The organism is Pseudomonas sp. TH08, from assembly GCF_016651275.1.
Lineage (GTDB): Bacteria > Pseudomonadota > Gammaproteobacteria > Pseudomonadales > Pseudomonadaceae > Aquipseudomonas.
On sequence record NZ_JAEKEE010000001.1, the window covers coordinates 594260 to 610503 of the forward strand.

Consider the following 16244-nt stretch of genomic DNA (forward strand, 5'->3'; position numbering starts at 1 on the left):
CGTGTTCGACGCTCCCTAGAATGGCTGGCATCTTTTCCTATACTCAGACGCGCATCCTGCGTCGGGTCGCCAGCAAGGTCAGCCATGAACAAGAACAATCGCCATCCTGCAGACGGTAAGAAACCAGTCACCATTTTCGGCCCGGACTTTCCGTTCGCGTTTGACGACTGGATCGAACACCCGGCCGGTCTCGGCACTATCCCTGAACACAATCATGGCGCTGAAGTGGCGATTGTCGGCGCGGGCATCGCCGGCCTGGTGGCGGCTTACGAGCTGATGAAGCTCGGCCTGAAGCCGGTGGTTTATGAGGCGTCGAAGCTTGGTGGGCGTTTGCGTTCGCAAGCGTTCAACGGCACTGACGGCATCGTCGCGGAACTGGGTGGGATGCGCTTTCCGGTGTCGTCCACCGCGTTCTATCACTACGTCGACAAGCTCGGGCTTGAGACAAAACCCTTCCCGAACCCGCTGACACCGGCCTCCGGCAGCACCGTGATCGATCTGGAAGGCAAAACCCATTACGCACAGAAACTGGCGGATCTTCCTGCACTGTTCCAGGAAGTGGCTGACGCCTGGGCGGATGCGCTGGAAGCCGGTTCGCAGTTCGCCGATATCCAGCAAGCGATCCGTGACCGCGATGTGCCACGCCTCAAAGAGCTGTGGAATACCTTGGTGCCGCTGTGGGACGACCGCACGTTCTACGACTTCGTCGCCACTTCGGAAGCCTTCGCCAAATTGTCGTTCCATCACCGCGAAGTGTTCGGTCAGGTCGGTTTTGGCACTGGCGGCTGGGACTCGGACTTTCCCAATTCGATGCTGGAAATCTTCCGCGTGGTGATGACCAACTGCGACGATCACCAGCACCTGGTAGTCGGCGGCGTCGAACAAGTGCCGCAAGGCATCTGGCGCCATGTGCCGGAGCGTTGCGTGCACTGGCCAGAAGGCACCAGCCTGAAATCATTGCACCGTGGCGCGCCGCGCTCGGGCGTGAAGAAAATTGCCCACGCACCAGACGGCCGCTTCGCCGTCACCGACAATAATGGCGACACCCGCGAATACGCTGCCGTGCTGACCACTTGCCAGAGCTGGCTGCTGACCACTCAGATCGAATGCGACGAAACTCTGTTCTCGCAGAAAATGTGGATGGCCCTGGACCGCACCCGCTACATGCAGTCGTCGAAGACTTTTGTGATGGTCGACCGGCCGTTCTGGAAGGACAAGGACCCGGAAACCGGCCGTGACCTGATGAGCATGACCCTCACCGATCGCCTGACCCGTGGCACCTACCTGTTCGACAACGGCGACGACAAACCGGGCGTGATCTGCCTGTCGTATTCGTGGATGAGCGATGCGCTGAAGATGCTTCCGCACCCTGTGGAAAAACGCGTAGAACTGGCGCTGAACGCACTGAAAAAGATCTACCCGAAAGTCGACATTGCCGCGCGGATCATTGGCGATCCGATCACCGTATCGTGGGAAGCCGACCCACACTTCCTCGGCGCCTTCAAAGGCGCCCTGCCCGGCCACTATCGCTACAACCAGCGCATGTACGCGCACTTCATGCAGGACGAGATGCCAGCCGAGCAGCGCGGGATTTTCATCGCTGGCGATGACGTTTCATGGACGCCGGCCTGGGTCGAAGGCGCAGTGCAGACCTCGCTCAACGCGGTGTGGGGGATCATGAAACATTTTGGCGGGTCGACACATAAAGCGAACCCGGGGCCAGGTGATGTGTTCAAAGACATCGGCCCTATCGCCCTGCCCGAGTAAGAGGAATCCCTGATGCGTGTAGCCCTTTACCAATGTCCACCGCTACCACTGGACCCCGCCGCCAACCTGCAACGTCTGCATCAACTGGCGATGGAGGCCAAGGGCGCCGACCTGCTGGTGCTGCCGGAGATGTTCATGACCGGCTACAACATTGGCGCCGAGGCGGTCAGCACGTTGGCCGAGGTCTACAACGGTGAATGGGCGCAGCAGATTGGCCGGATCGCCAAATCTGCCGGTCTGGCGATCCTCTACGGTTATCCGGAGCGGACTGCTGACGGGCAGATCTACAACGCCGTGCAATTGATCGATGCGCACGGCGAGCGTCTGTGCAATTACCGCAAGACGCATCTGTTCGGCGATCTCGACCGTTCGATGTTCAGCCCCGGCGACGATGATTTCCCTATCGTCGAACTCAATGGCTGGAAGCTTGGTTTGTTGATTTGCTACGACCTGGAGTTTCCGGAAAACACTCGACGCCTGGCACTCGCCGGCGCCGAGCTGATTCTGGTGCCGACGGCGAACATGATTCCGTTCGATTTCGTCGCGGACGTCACCGTGCGTTCTCGTGCCTTCGAAAACCAGTGTTACGTGGCATACGCCAACTATTGCGGCAGCGAAGGCGACATTCACTATTGCGGGCAAAGCAGCATCGCCGCACCGGATGGCAGCCGTATCGCACAGGCCGGGCTCGATGAAGCGTTGATCGTCGGCGAGCTGGATCGGCAGTTGATGCTCGACTCCCGCGCTGCCAATCGTTACCTGCAAGACCGTCGCCCCGAGCTTTACAGCGCGCTCGGCAAGCGCTAATCCGCTAGCATTGGCACTTCACTGTTCTGGAAGTGCCCATGCCTGCGCCGACTCACCCCCGCCCCCACACTGAAACCCTGGCCAACGGCTTGCGCGTGACCCTGCGTCACGTGCCCGGTCTGAAGCGCAGCGCTGCGGCGTTGCGAGTGGCTGCTGGCAGCCATGACGTGCCATTGGCGTGGCCGGGGCTGGCGCATTTTCTTGAGCATTTGCTGTTTCTCGGCACTGCGCGTTTTCCTGCAAACGAAGGGCTGATGGCCTACGTGCAAAGTTACGGCGGGCAGGTGAATGCCAGCACTCGCGAACGCACTACTGACTTTTTCTTTGAGTTGCCGACCGCTGCATTCAGCGGTGGGCTGGAGCGTCTGTCAGACATGCTCACCAAGTCGCGTATGAATCTGGACGATCAACTGCGGGAACGGGAAGTGTTGCAGGCGGAATTTGTCGCATGGTCGCAGGATCCTGCGGCGCAGCAGCAGTTTGCGTTGTACGAAGGTTTACCGGCAGCGCATCCGTTACGCGGCTTTCATGCGGGGAATCGGGACAGCCTGCAAATTGAGCAACCTGGGTTTCAACAGGCGTTGCAAGGTTTCCACCAGCAGTTTTATCGCACCGGACAGATGACCCTGAGCCTGGTGGGGCCGCAGAGCGTTGATCAATTGCGCACGCTGGCGGAGCAGTTTGCGACGGCATTACCGGTTGGGGATAAAGTTACCCAGGCCGCGCCCATCCCGCTGGCGGTGAAAAGTTATCAACAGGTCGGTGAGCGACGCGGCAATCTGCTGTTCGCGTTCGACGCTTTGCCCGACGCCTCGGTCGAGGCTTTGGCGTTTCTCTGCCATTGGCTGAACAACGCCAAACCGGGTGGATTGTTGGTCTTTTTGCAAAATCAGGGTCTGGCCGGCGATTTGAAAGCCGCGCCGCTGTACCACTTTGCCGGGCAAGCGCTGCTGCACCTGGAGTTCAGCGCTGCCGCCGAATCGCTGAATGCCATTGGCGAACACGTGCTGGATTGGCTGAGCTTCTTCGCGCAACAGAACTGGACGCCCCTTCGCGAGGAATATGCAGCCCTGCTCAAGCGTCAGCAACAAGTCAGTGGCGCACTGCAATTGGCGCGGCTCGACAGTGAACAGCGAGAAAACGGGCTGACCGATTTCGGCGCTCAAGCCCTGACACAAATCCTCCGCGAAATCGGCGTTGTGGATAACTTCAGTGATCACTGGCACCTGCCTGCCGCCAACCCCTTTCTGCGCGCCAGCGAACCGCTGGCCAACGCCGGTCTGATTCGCGGGCAAACCAGCGCCCACCGTGGCCTGCGCACGTTCGCTCAGGATCGCTCGCGCGGCCGTCGTGAACGCTCGCCGATGCTGTTCAGCCAGGCATTGCCAGACACCACTGATGACGGTGCGATTTATTTGCGCTGGCAGTTGCAGGCCGCGGCCACTGCTGACGTGCAAGCGAAGCTGTTGCGCAGCCTGCGAGAAACTCAGGATGACGCGCGTCAGGCCGGGGTCGAGGTATCGCTCAGCACTTCCGGAAATCAATGGCTGCTGAAACTGATCGGCCTGCAAGAGCCGATGCCCGGCGTCCTTGAACACGCGCTGAAATGTCTGACGCAAGTAGACGCCAATTCCGCGCAGGGCGAAGCAGAAACGGCGTTGATGCCCATCCGTAAACTGCTGAAGGCGCTCCCGGAGCATGGCCTTGAAACAGCGAAAACCAGCGACGATGCCAAACACCTGTGGACAACTTCGCGCTGGGACGGCCTGGCCCTGGGCCTCAGCCCACTGACTCAATCCGCCATGGGTTTGGCCCTGAGCCGCATTCCGGGCATCCCGGACAATCAATTGCCGGCACCGGCAGCGCTCCCGCCCCAACATCTGTGGCGCCACATCGACACCGCGTCCAGCGAACATGCCTTGCTGCTGTTTTGCCCGACCGCCAGCCGCGACATCACCGACGAGGCCGCCTGGCGTATGCTTGCACAACTGTGCCAGACGCCTTTCTATCAGCGCCTGCGCGGAGAATTGCAGCTGGGTTACGCAGTGTTCAGCGCGCTGCGACAAATGCATGGCCAGACCGGGTTGCTGTTCGGTGTGCAGTCGCCGAACATTGCACCGGTTCAGTTACTCGGTCATATCCGGGAGTTCCTCGACAGCGTTCCTGCGCTGATCGAAAACCTCGATGACCGCAGTTTCAACCAGCTACGCCAGTCACTCGCCGAGCAATTCGACGGCAGCAATCTGTCGACCCAAAACGCTGCCGAGCTGCTCTGGCAGGCGAAACTCGCTGGCCACTCGTCGGATTACCTGGTGCAACTGGCCGGCGCAATCGGCCGCCTCGATCGACCGACACTGCAGGCAGCGGCGCAACGGTTAAACACTGCCGAAGGCGGCTGGCTCTGCCTCGCCAACGAGCCGGCGCCCGGCGCGCCTTGGCAAGCGGCAAAATGATCATTACCAACGCTGCAAGGAGCTTTCTCAAAGATTCACGGGCCATCACCTGGAAATTTTGAGTAACATAGCAGCCTAACTATTTGGAACATCCCTGCGCTGCCGTGGACTATACCTATGGATAGCGCTATCCCACCCACCCATTGAGGAGTCACCTTATGTCCTGGACAAAACCTGCTTACACCGACCTGCGCATCGGCTTCGAAGTCACCATGTACTTCGCCAGCCGCTGAGTTCTGCTTACGTAGAATTGCAGTGCAACGCCTCGGCTCGCCGGGGCGTTTTATTTTCAGCGTTGAAATGATGGAGCGTTCATGTTCGTCCAGATTCTGGGTTCGGCCGCCGGTGGCGGTTTTCCGCAGTGGAACTGCAACTGCGTCAACTGCGCAGGCTTTCGCGACGGCAGCCTGAATGCCAAGGCCCGCACCCAATCGTCCATCGCGATTTCCGATGACGGCGTGAACTGGGTGCTGTGCAACGCCTCGCCGGACATCCGCGCGCAGCTGCAAAGCTTTGCTCCGATGCAACCAGGCCGCGCCCTGCGTGACACCGGCATCAGCGCGATCATCCTGATGGACAGCCAGATCGACCACACCACCGGCCTGCTCAGCCTGCGCGAAGGCTGCCCGCATCAGGTCTGGTGCACGGACATGGTTCACGAAGACCTCAGCACCGGTTTCCCGCTGTTCAAGATGCTTACCCACTGGAACGGTGGGCTGGACTGGAACCGCATCGAACTCGATCAGAGCTTCACGGTTGCGGCGTGCCCGAACCTGCGCTTTACCCCGTTGCCACTGCGCAGTGCAGCGCCACCGTATTCGCCGCACCGCTTTGATCCGCATCCTGGCGACAACATCGGTTTGATCGTCGAAGACCTGAAGACTGGCGGCAAATTGTTCTACGCGCCGGGGTTGGGCAAGGTCGACGCACCACTGCTGGAGATCATGGCGGACAGCGATTGCCTGCTGGTCGACGGCACCATGTGGGATGACGATGAGATGCAGCGCCGTGGCGTCGGCACCCGCACCGGGCGCGAGATGGGCCATCTGGCACAGAACGGGCCTGGCGGCATGCTCGAAGTGCTGGAACAGCTTCCCGAGCAGCGCAAGGTGCTTATCCACATCAACAACACCAACCCGATTCTCGATGAGGATTCGCCGGAGCGTGCAGAGCTGGCGCGACGTGATGTTGAAGTGGCGTTTGATGGCATGAGTATTGTGCTGTAACCGTTGAGACCGTGGCGCGGCATTCGCGAGCAGGCTCGCCCCCACATTCGAAAGCGTTCAACCTGTGGGAGCGAGCCTGCTCGCGAAGAGGCCAGTACCAACAAAAGAGATTTCTAGGGTTGTTCCCCGGAGAACCGCAATGACCGACACCCCGCTGTCCCCCGCCGAATTCGAAGCGGCCCTGCGCGCCAAAGGCGCCTACTACCACATCTATCACCCGTATCACGTGGCGATGTACGAAGGTCGCGCCACACGCGAGCAGATTCAGGGCTGGGTCGCCAACCGTTTCTACTATCAGGTGAACATCCCCCTGAAAGACGCGGCGATCCTCGCCAATTGCCCGGATCGCGAAATCCGTCGCGAATGGATTCAGCGCCTGCTCGACCACGACGGCGCACCCGGTGAAGACGGCGGCATCGAAGCGTGGCTGCGGCTCGGCCAGGCCGTTGGCCTCGACCCGGATCAACTGCGCTCCCAGGAACTGGTGCTGCCCGGCGTGCGTTTCGCCGTCGACGCCTACGTCAACTTTGCCCGCCGCGCCAGTTGGCAGGAAGCCGCCAGCAGCTCGCTGACCGAGCTGTTCGCGCCGCAGATCCATCAGTCGCGCCTCGACAGCTGGCCGCAGCATTACCCGTGGATCGACCCGGCCGGTTACGAGTATTTCCGCACCCGCCTCGGTCAGGCGCGGCGGGATGTCGAGCACGGCCTGGCGATCACGCTGGAGCACTACAAGACACGCGCAGGACAGGAGCGCATGCTGGAAATTCTCCAGTTCAAACTGGACATTCTTTGGAGCATGCTCGATGCCATGAGCATGGCCTACGAACTGAAACGTCCGCCGTATCACAGCGTCACCGAACAACGCGTCTGGCATAAAGGAATCACCTTATGAGTTTCGACCGCAGCAAAACCCCGACCTGGCGTCCCGGCTACCGCTTCCAGTACGAACCGGCGCAGAAAGGCCATGTGTTGCTGTATCCGGAAGGCATGATCAAACTCAACCAAACCGCGGCGTTGATCGGCGGTTTGATTGACGGCGAACGTGATGTCGCGGCGATCATCGCCCAACTCGATGAGCAGTTCCCCGGCGTGCCAGAGCTCGGTGAAGACATCGAGCAATTCATGGAGGTTGCCCGTGCGCAGCACTGGATCGAACTTGCCTGATCTGCCGCCCAAGCCTGAAGTCGGCCTGCCGCTGTGGCTGCTCGCTGAGCTGACCTACCGCTGCCCGCTGCAATGCCCGTACTGCTCCAATCCGCTGGATTTCGCCGAGCAGGGCAAGGAGCTGAGCACCGAGCAGTGGATCAAGGTGTTTCGTGAAGCGCGGGAGATGGGCGCCGCGCAACTGGGCTTTTCCGGCGGCGAGCCGCTGGTGCGTCAGGACCTTGCGGAGCTGATTGCCGAGGCGCGCAAGCTGGGTTTCTACACCAACCTGATCACCTCTGGCATCGGCCTCACCGAGCAGAAAATCAGCGACTTCAAAAAGGCTGGGCTCGATCACATCCAGATCAGTTTTCAGGCCAGCGACGAGCAAGTGAACAACCTGCTTGCCGGCTCGAAAAAGGCCTTCGCGCAGAAGCTGGAAATGGCCCGCGCGGTCAAGGCTCACGGCTACCCGATGGTGCTGAACTTCGTCACCCATCGGCACAACATCGACAAGATCGACCGCATCATCGAGCTGTGTATCGCGCTGGAAGCCGACTTCGTGGAACTTGCCACCTGCCAGTTTTATGGTTGGGCGCAGCTCAATCGTGTCGGCCTGTTGCCGACCAAAGAGCAACTGGTACGCGCTGAACGCATCACCAATGAATACCGGGCCAAACTGGAAGCCGAAGGGCATCCGTGCAAGCTGATTTTCGTCACTCCGGACTATTACGAAGAACGCCCGAAAGCCTGCATGAACGGCTGGGGCAGCATCTTCCTGACGGTCACACCGGACGGCACCGCTCTGCCCTGTCATGGCGCCCGGCAGATGCCGGTACAATTTCCCAACGTGCGCGACCACAGCATGCAGCACATCTGGTACGACTCGTTCGGCTTCAACCGCTTTCGCGGTTACGACTGGATGCCCGAGCCGTGCCGCTCCTGCGACGAGAAAGAAAAGGACTTCGGCGGCTGTCGCTGTCAGGCGTTCATGCTCACCGGTGATGCAAGCAATGCCGACCCTGTGTGCAGCAAGTCCGAACATCACGGCGTGATCCTCAAGGCCCGCGAAGAAGCCGAGACCGCCACTCAAACCATCGAACAATTGGCCTTTCGCAATGAACGAAACTCACGCCTCATCGCCAAGGGCTGAACCTTTCAGCGCTACCCAAGCCGTCGCCGCCGGGATGGACTTCGCCGAACTGCAAATCGGCGCCAATGGCTTGTTCTGGAATGAATATCGCCCGGAAGATGCGGCGTGCCGGATCTGGCATTGGCGCGATGGCGTGGCGAAATGTCTGACGCCGAATGGCTTCAGCGTGCGCAGTCGCGTGTACGAATATGGCGGCGGCGCGTTTTGCCTGACGCCTGACGGGGTGGTTTTCGTCGGTGAGACGGATCAACAGTTGTATCGCCAGGCGCTGGATGGCGAGCCGCAAGCGCTGACTTCGGGCGATTGTCGTTACGGCGATCTGCATTTTGCTGATGGGCAGGTGTTGGCGGTTGAGGAGCAGCACGATACGCATCGGCTGGTGACGATTGATCTGGCGAACGGCGCCCGTCGAGTTTTGGCCGAAGGCGCGGACTTTTACGCCGCGCCGACGGTAAGTCCTGATGGTCAACGGTTGGCGTGGATCGAGTGGAGTCGGCCGCATCAGCCGTGGACGTCGACTCGACTGATGGTGGCTGAGTGCGTGGTGGATGGCCGCTTTTCAGCACCGCGCTGCCTGGCGGGTGATGGCGTTGAAGAGTCGATCCAGCAACCGCGATTCGATGCCAACGGTCGCTTGTTGTGCCTGACCGATCGCGGCGGATTCTGGCAGCCGTGGGGCGAAACATCTGATGGCTTGCAACCGCTCCAGAGTGCCGAGGCCGACCATGCACCCGCGCCGTGGCAATTGGGCGGCTGCACTTGGTTGCCTGTCGGCGAAGCCTTTTTGGCCAGTTGGAGCGAAGGTGGTTTCGGTCGTCTGGCGCTCGGCGCTGAAGACTTCACTGGCGATTACAGTCGCTTTCGCCATCTCGCTATCGATGAACAATTCATCTACTGCATCGCCGCTTCACCGATCAGTCCTTCCGCCGTGATCGCGATTGATCGCGCGTCTCGTAAAGTGAAGGTGCTGGCCGGCGGTGTCGCACCGCTGCCCGCCGAACGCATCAGCCGCCCGCAAACCCTGCGTTATCCCAGCGGTTCGGGCGAGGCTCACGGATTCTTTTACCCGGCCATGAACGGCGAGGCAAAACCGCCGCTGGTGGTGTTCATCCATGGCGGCCCGACGTCGGCCTGCTACCCGATGCTCGACCCGCGCATCCAGTACTGGACGCAACGCGGCTTCGCCGTCGCTGATCTCAACTATCGCGGTAGCAGTGGTTATGGCCGGGAATATCGTCAGGCGCTGCACCTGAGCTGGGGAGAGGTGGATGTCGAGGATGCCTGTGCGGTAGTGGAATACCTCGCTGAACGCGAAATGATCGACGGCAACAATGCATTTATTCGTGGCGGCAGCGCTGGCGGCTATACGACGTTGTGCGCCTTGGCGTTCCATCAGGTTTTCCGCGCGGGCGCCAGTTTATACGGGGTCAGCGATCCGGTGGCGCTGGCTCGGGCGACACACAAATTTGAAGGCGACTATCTCGACTGGCTGATCGGCGATCCCGAGCAGGACGCCGAACGCTACGCCGCACGCACACCCCTGCTGCACGCGAGCAATATCCGTGTGCCGGTGATCTTCTTTCAGGGTGAACTGGATGCGGTCGTCGTTCCGCAACAGACCCGTGACATGGTCACGGCGCTGGAGCAGAACGGCATTCCGGTCGAGGCGCATTACTACCCCGACGAACGCCACGGCTTCCGCCGCGCGGTCAATCAGGCGCACGCGCTGGAGCAGGAATGCAAGTTTTATCGGCGGGTGATGGGTTTGGCGGACTGAAAACCCGCTGCCGTCTTCCGGCCCGGTGTCGCCCCAATCGCTGGCAAGCCAGCTCCCACAGGTTTTTTGGTGTACACAAAATCTTTGTACGACCGAGACTACTGTGGGAGCTGGCTTGCCAGCGATAGCAATTTATCTGGCGCCGCGGGACTCAGCGCTTGGCGATGATGTACACCGCATGCACGATTCCCGGAATGTACCCGCACAACGTCAGCAGAATGTTCAACCAGAACGCCCCGCCAAATCCGACCTGCAGAAACACACCCAGTGGTGGCAACAGAATGGCGATGATGATGCGAATGAAGTCCATGGGTCAGCTCCTGAATGGGGGTTGGCTCACATGAGCCATACAAGCTAATCGACCCGCGCCGTTCGTCAGGGTTCAGTGCAATCACAGCGCCAGTAACCAATCGTGGCTCAAGCGAGTATCTGCAGTCCGTGCTTCTGCACAATGCTCAGCAACTTCAACGCCATTCCACTGGGATGTTTGTCTCCCGACTCCCATTGTTTGACTGTCGATGCACTGGTGTTCAAATATCGGGCGAATACGGGTTGGCTGACATTGTTGAGCTCACGCAAAGCTTTGATCTGCTCCGCCGCAATCGCATCAGGAACCGCTGCAATGCACGACTCATCAAACTCGCGCATCGTCGCCTTGCTGATGGCGCCGATTGCAAACAGCGCGTCGGCCGATTCGTGAATCGACTCAAACACTTCACTTTTGAATTTTTTACTCATGAGATATCTCCACGAACGCCTTCATTGCCAACAAACTCTGAATCTGTGCCTCGTTCAGCTCCGCGTATGCCTTCGCCAGGACTCGTAAATCTTTCAACTCAGCAGTGCTGATATTGCTCCGATCCTTCTTGGCGAACAGCACCTGATAGATCCAGTAATGCCCACCTTTTGCCAGAATGATCGAACGATGACGGTTAGCGTTCAGACGCTTTTTCCAGACGCCTCCGCCAAGATTGTCGGCTTGACCATGAAGCATTTCGATAAATGCCTCTTGAAGCTCTTTATCCGTGATCCATGCCTTACTGGCTTGCACGGCAAAACCTTTGGTCTTGAATAATCTGAATGACATCGGAATCCCTTCCAAAAAACATACCACCTGGTGGTATGGATTACAAAAAGCTTTACGACACTCTGCTTGCTCGCGCCAACACTCCCTGCCGGCGCATCTAAAAACACCGATACCGCAATCTCTCAAGCGCTAATCGTTGATTGCAAAACCCGGCCACAAAAAAACGCCCCACGCCAAAAGAATCAGGCGCAGGGCGTGCGTTATACCGCGAGACGGTTCTTGAAATCGGGTAGGAAACTTCAGCTCAGACGGCAATCCCTTTGCGGCATTGCAGCTGCGCTGTGCGCACACGCGAGAAGGCGCGGGCCAGGCGCAGGAGCATTTCGTCGATATTGGTTTTGCTGACGGTGAGTGCCGGGGTGAAGCGCAGGCAATTGGCTTGCGGGGCGTTGAGCAGCAGGCCTTCGTGCAGGGCGGCATGGATCACCGCGTCGGCGGAATCGTCTGACAGAGTCAGTCCATAGAACAGGCCTTGCCCACGCAGTTCGCCGTGACCATAGCGATGCGCCAATCGGGCCAGGCCTTCGCGCAGATGCTGACCATTGTCGTTGACCTGTTCGAAAAAACTGCGGTCGTGCACGCTGTCGAGCACCACCAGACCGGCCGCCGTCATCAGCGCATTGCCATGATGGGTGCCGCCGAGTTCGCCGGCGTCGAAACAGCAGGCCTTGCCCCGCGCCAATAGCGCTGCCAGCGGCACACCGCCGCCAAGCCCTTTACCGAGCACGACGATATCGGCGCGCACGCCGTAGGATTGTTCGGCGAGCAAGGTGCCGCAGCGGCCGATGCCGGTTTGTACTTCGTCGAGGATCAGCAGAATGCCCAACTCACGGCACAGCCGTTCGACACCTTTGAGGTACAGCTCGGTGGCCGGCACGACCCCGGCATCGCTCTGGATCGGCTCAAGCATGATCGCTACGGTCTGCGCATCGACCGCCGCGTGCAGCGCCTGCAAGTCGTTGAACGGCACCAGATCGAAGCCCGGCAGCAGTGGCGCGAAACGGTTGTGCAGGTTGCAACTGTCCGAGGCGGAAATCGTCGCCAGACTACGGCCATGACAGCCTTGCTTCGCAACAATGATCCGCGAGGCGCCACCGCGATGCAGTTGCCCCCATTTGCGCGCGAGTTTGATCGCCGCTTCACACGCTTCACTGCCGCTGTTGAGCAAATAGGCCTGATCGCTGGACGTACTGGCGCAGAGGCGCTCGGCAAGACTGAGCATGCCGCGATTGTGCAAATTGAAACCGGGATTGATCAGGGCCTGAGCCTGACTGGCGATGGCTTTGACCAGTGCCGAAGGACTGTGGCCAAGGCTGTTGGCGCCGCCAGCCTGAGAGAAGTCGAGGTATGCACGGTCGTTGCTGTCCCACAGCCAGGAACCCTGACCGCGAACGAAAACTTGCTGAGGCCGCTCGACGCTGGGCATTAGCCGCTCGGCGCTCAGGTTCTCGCTGAGGTCTGAAGGGCCGGCCTCGAAAGCCAGATCATCAAGACTCGGCGCCTGACGCCGCAAACTGAACAGATTCATTGGAAAAAACCCCGTTTGAGGTTTTTTGAACTGCCTATGCAAACACTGTAGAAGCAAACGCTATTCATCGCGCTCTCTGGCCCTGTAAGCCTTGTGATTGCGGTTAGACTAGGCTCACTGACGGCTTCGGGCCATTTCGATTTACCAGCATTTTCGATAAGCATTACTTATGGATTTCAAACAACTGCGTTATTTCGTCGCGGTCTACGAAGAGGGCCATGTCGGCCGGGCCGCTGAACGCCTGTCAATCTCGCAACCGGCGTTATCGCAGCAGATTCGCCAGCTCGAGCAAAACCTCGACGTGACGCTGTTCGAGCGCAGCAGCAAACGCCTGCTGCCAACCCTCGCCGCGCATACGTTGTATAACCACGCCCTGCCCTTGCTTGACGGCTTGCAACGGGCGCGTGAGGCGTTAGGAAACTTCAAGGGTCAGGCGTTGCGCACTTTGGCGATTGGCGTGTTGCAGACGGTTCACACCAGTCTGGTGCCGCAAATGCTGGAGCGGGTGCGCAAGGCTCAGCCTCACCTTGTGGTGCAAATCTATGAGTTGACCGGGCTGGAGATCGAACGGCGCTTGCTCAACGGCTCATTGGATATCGGCATCAGTTATCTACCGCCACGCCAGCCGGGGCTGCATGGCGTGATGCTCTACGAAGATGAACTGACGCTGGTCATCCCGGCGGATCATCCGTTGCGTGAATTCAAGAAGGTCTCGATGCGCCAGGCCGCCGAGTTGCCGATGTTGCTGTTGGGCGAAGAATTCCAGATCCGCCAGATCTGGCAGGCGCAATTGACCAGCCTCGGACGCCGCCCGCAGGTGCAGGCCGAACTGAACAATATGGTGGGGATTCTCGACAGCTTGCCGCACACCAAACTGGCGACAGTGTTGCCTGGGCGTTCGCAGAAGGAGTACGACGATCAGGATCTGCTGTGGAAACCGCTGAGCGAACCCCGCGTGCCGTTGAAAGTCGGGCTGGTGTGCCGCGATGTACAACGTCAGCAGGCGTCTTTGGCGCTGTTGCGCACATTGCTGGAAGAAGTGATGGAGCGTGAAGCGAAGCCGCCGACCTTGGGCTGAGCACTTTTCTTCAGGCAAAAGAAAACCCCGCCGAAGCGGGGCTTTGCAGACTGTTTCCCTGACATCCATTTCACTCCGCCACCCTGGCAGAATCCTACGTGTCCGTGTTGTTGCTTTGCGCTTCCTGCGCGACGTCCATGAAATGTAGATTAGCTCTGGATCCAATCCTCGCATAGGGGAGAACAGCAGCACGTGATGTAAGCAAATGCTTACATCACGTTACATCATCAGAATTGCGCCGCATCCAACAGGAACAGCGACTCGCTCCCCGCCTTCACCGACGCGCTCAACGAGTGGATGCGCGGCAGCAGACGGGCGAAATAGAAGCGCGCAGTGCCGAGCTTGCTGGCATAGAAATCTTCCTGTGCTTCTTTGCCCAGCGCCGCTTTGGCCATCAACGCCCACATGTAGGCATAAGCGGTGTAGCCGAACGCTTGCAGATATTCGACCGAGGCCGCGCCGATTTCATTCGGGTTGTTTTTTGCCCGGTCCAGCAACCACGAAGTCAGTTCATCGAGGGTGTCGACGGCATCGTTCAGCGGCTTGGTGAATTCGCCCAGATCAGCACTGGCGGTCGCGGTGAAGTGGCGGATCTCGTCAGCGAACAGCTTGTAGAACTCGCCGCCGCTGCCGACGATCTTGCGCCCGACCAGGTCCAGTGCCTGAATGCCGTTGGTGCCTTCGTAAATCTGCGTGATGCGCACGTCACGCACCAATTGCTCCTGGCCCCACTCGCGGATGTAGCCGTGGCCGCCGAAAATCTGCTGGCCGTGCACGGTGGTTTCCAGACCCAGATCGGTGAGGAATGCCTTGGCCACAGGCGTCAGCAACGCGACCAGATCTTCCGCACGCTTACGGGTGGTCGCGTCTTCGCTGAACTTGGCGGTGTCGAGTTGCATCGCTACGTAGGTGGAGAACGCACGGCCACCTTCGTTCGAGGCTTTCATGGTCAGCAGCATGCGACGCACGTCCGGGTGGACGATGATCGGGTCAGCGACTTTGTCTTTGTTTTGCGCGCCGGTTGGCGAACGGCTTTGCAAACGGTCGCGGGCGTATTCAACGGCGTTCTGGTACGAACGCTCGCCGGTCGCCAGGCCTTGGATGCCGACGCCCAGACGCTCGTAGTTCATCATGGTGAACATCGCGTTGAGGCCTTTGTTCGGCTCGCCGACCAGATAACCCACGGCTTCGTCGAAGTTCATCACGCAGGTTGCGGACGCCTGAATGCCCATCTTGTGCTCGATCGAACCGCAGTTGGCCGGGTTGCGCGCGCCGAGGCTGCCGTCGGCATTGACCATGAACTTCGGCACCAGAAACAACGAGATGCCTTTCGGGCCCGCCGGTGCGTCCGGCAGTTTCGCCAGCACCAGGTGAATGATGTTTTCGGTGAGGTCGTGTTCGCCACCGGTGATGAAGATCTTGGTGCCGCTGACCTTGTAGGAACCGTCGGCCTGAGGCTCAGCCTTCGTACGAATAATCCCCAGGTCGGTACCGGCGTGCGGCTCGGTCAGGCACATCGAACCGGCCCAGACGCCGGCGTACATGTTCGGCAGGTAGGCGGCTTTCAGCTCTTCGCTGGCGTGGGCGTTGATCGACAGGCAGGCGCCGGCGGTCAACATCGGGTACAGACCGAAGGACAGGCTGGCGGAGTTGACCATCTCTTCGACTTGGGCCGACACGGCTTTGGGCATGCCCATGCCGCCGTACTGCGGATCGCCACCGACGCCAACCCAGCCGCCTTCGGCGTACGTCTGATAAGCCTGGGGGAATCCGGCCGGCGTGGTGACGGCACCGTCCGCCCAATGACAACCTTCTTCGTCGGCGGCGCGGCTCAGCGGTGCGATGCTTTTGCTGGTGACCTTGCCGGCCTCTTCGAGAATGGCTTCAACAGTTTCGGCATCGACGGTCTCGGCCAGGGCCGGCAATTCGGCCCAGAGCTTGGCGACTTCGAATACTTCATTGAGGACGAAGCGCATATCGCGCAGCGGCGCTTTGTAGTCAGCCATGGCAAACCTCGCAAGATCTAAACGGTGATTCGTGGAATGGTGTTTTCGTTGAGCCCGAGTGTACCCCAACAACTTTTGCGACACATAGGGTCAACCGGTGACTGATTTGTTATTTTTGGTCACCATCCTGAAACGATAATCGAAGGCTGTATAGAAACCTGTGGCGAGGGAGCTTGCTCCCGCTTGAGTGCGCAGCGCTCACCCATTGGCGGCTGCTAC

15 protein-coding genes are annotated in these 16244 nt (G+C 59.7%); 10 read left to right on the forward strand and 5 right to left on the reverse strand.

Going from position 1 to position 16244, the window contains the following annotated elements; genetic code table 11:
- The first annotated feature begins 84 nt into the window (after positions 1-84).
- The 9 genes from JFT91_RS02850 (at position 85) to JFT91_RS02890 (ending at position 10326) form a co-directional block, all read left to right on the forward strand.
- Positions 85-1767, forward strand: coding sequence for a flavin monoamine oxidase family protein (locus tag JFT91_RS02850; RefSeq protein ID WP_201228762.1), 1683 nt, complete (start codon positions 85-87; stop codon positions 1765-1767).
- Between the two features lie 12 nt (positions 1768-1779).
- On the forward strand, positions 1780-2574 hold the full coding sequence (locus tag JFT91_RS02855; protein ID WP_201228764.1) for a carbon-nitrogen hydrolase family protein: 795 nt from the start codon (positions 1780-1782) through the stop codon (positions 2572-2574).
- A gap of 38 nt (positions 2575-2612) precedes the next feature.
- Positions 2613-5027: a pyrroloquinoline quinone biosynthesis protein PqqF gene (gene pqqF, locus JFT91_RS02860; RefSeq protein ID WP_201231499.1), complete on the forward strand. Its 2415-nt coding sequence runs from the start codon at positions 2613-2615 to the stop codon at positions 5025-5027.
- 158 nt (positions 5028-5185) lie between these two features.
- Entirely contained in the window at positions 5186-5260 is a 75-nt protein-coding gene (pqqA, locus tag JFT91_RS02865) for a pyrroloquinoline quinone precursor peptide PqqA (protein ID WP_003422658.1), read from the forward strand.
- A gap of 81 nt (positions 5261-5341) precedes the next feature.
- Complete coding sequence (pqqB, locus tag JFT91_RS02870) at positions 5342-6253, forward strand: pyrroloquinoline quinone biosynthesis protein PqqB (RefSeq protein ID WP_201231500.1); 912 nt, start codon at positions 5342-5344, stop codon at positions 6251-6253.
- 139 nt (positions 6254-6392) lie between these two features.
- Positions 6393-7145 carry a pyrroloquinoline-quinone synthase PqqC gene (gene pqqC, locus JFT91_RS02875; RefSeq protein WP_201231501.1) on the forward strand — a complete coding sequence of 251 codons (753 nt, stop codon included), beginning with the start codon at positions 6393-6395 and terminating at the stop codon, positions 7143-7145.
- Positions 7142-7417 carry a pyrroloquinoline quinone biosynthesis peptide chaperone PqqD gene (gene pqqD / locus JFT91_RS02880; RefSeq protein ID WP_201228770.1) on the forward strand — a complete coding sequence of 92 codons (276 nt, stop codon included), beginning with the start codon at positions 7142-7144 and terminating at the stop codon, positions 7415-7417. The genes pqqC and pqqD overlap by 4 nt, the downstream gene beginning before the upstream one ends.
- Positions 7410-8549 (forward strand): pyrroloquinoline quinone biosynthesis protein PqqE, encoded by a 1140-nt coding sequence (gene pqqE, locus JFT91_RS02885; protein WP_518524860.1) that lies wholly within the window; start codon positions 7410-7412, stop codon positions 8547-8549. The genes pqqD and pqqE overlap by 8 nt, the downstream gene beginning before the upstream one ends.
- Positions 8515-10326 (forward strand): S9 family peptidase, encoded by a 1812-nt coding sequence (locus tag JFT91_RS02890; RefSeq protein WP_201231502.1) that lies wholly within the window; start codon positions 8515-8517, stop codon positions 10324-10326. The genes pqqE and JFT91_RS02890 overlap by 35 nt, the downstream gene beginning before the upstream one ends.
- Positions 10327-10477: 151 nt before the next feature.
- Here the strand turns inward: JFT91_RS02890 and JFT91_RS02895 are convergent, their stop codons facing one another.
- From JFT91_RS02895 to JFT91_RS02910, 4 genes are all read right to left on the reverse strand, one after another.
- A complete protein-coding gene (locus JFT91_RS02895; protein ID WP_003228885.1) occupies positions 10478-10636 on the reverse strand; it encodes a YqaE/Pmp3 family membrane protein in 159 nt (52 codons plus the stop codon).
- Between the two features lie 107 nt (positions 10637-10743).
- A complete protein-coding gene (relB, locus tag JFT91_RS02900) occupies positions 10744-11064 on the reverse strand; it encodes a type II toxin-antitoxin system RelB family anti-toxin transcriptional regulator (RefSeq protein ID WP_201231503.1) in 321 nt (106 codons plus the stop codon).
- A complete protein-coding gene (locus tag JFT91_RS02905) occupies positions 11057-11413 on the reverse strand; it encodes a type II toxin-antitoxin system RelE/ParE family toxin (RefSeq protein ID WP_201231504.1) in 357 nt (118 codons plus the stop codon). Before JFT91_RS02905 ends, relB begins: the two co-directional genes overlap by 8 nt.
- A 244-nt stretch (positions 11414-11657) precedes the next feature.
- A complete protein-coding gene (locus JFT91_RS02910) occupies positions 11658-12941 on the reverse strand; it encodes an aspartate aminotransferase family protein (RefSeq protein WP_201231505.1) in 1284 nt (427 codons plus the stop codon).
- 169 nt (positions 12942-13110) lie between these two features.
- Here JFT91_RS02910 and JFT91_RS02915 point away from each other — a divergent pair, with 169 nt between their 5' ends.
- Positions 13111-14019: a LysR family transcriptional regulator gene (locus tag JFT91_RS02915; RefSeq protein ID WP_201228774.1), complete on the forward strand. Its 909-nt coding sequence runs from the start codon at positions 13111-13113 to the stop codon at positions 14017-14019.
- Positions 14020-14246: 227 nt separating this feature from the next.
- On the opposite strand, the gene JFT91_RS02920 is transcribed toward JFT91_RS02915, so the two are convergent.
- The gene (locus JFT91_RS02920) at positions 14247-16025 is read right to left on the reverse strand and encodes an acyl-CoA dehydrogenase C-terminal domain-containing protein (RefSeq protein ID WP_201231506.1); all 1779 of its coding nucleotides are present in this window, start codon (positions 16023-16025) and stop codon (positions 14247-14249) included.
- Positions 16026-16244: the final 219 nt, after the last annotated feature.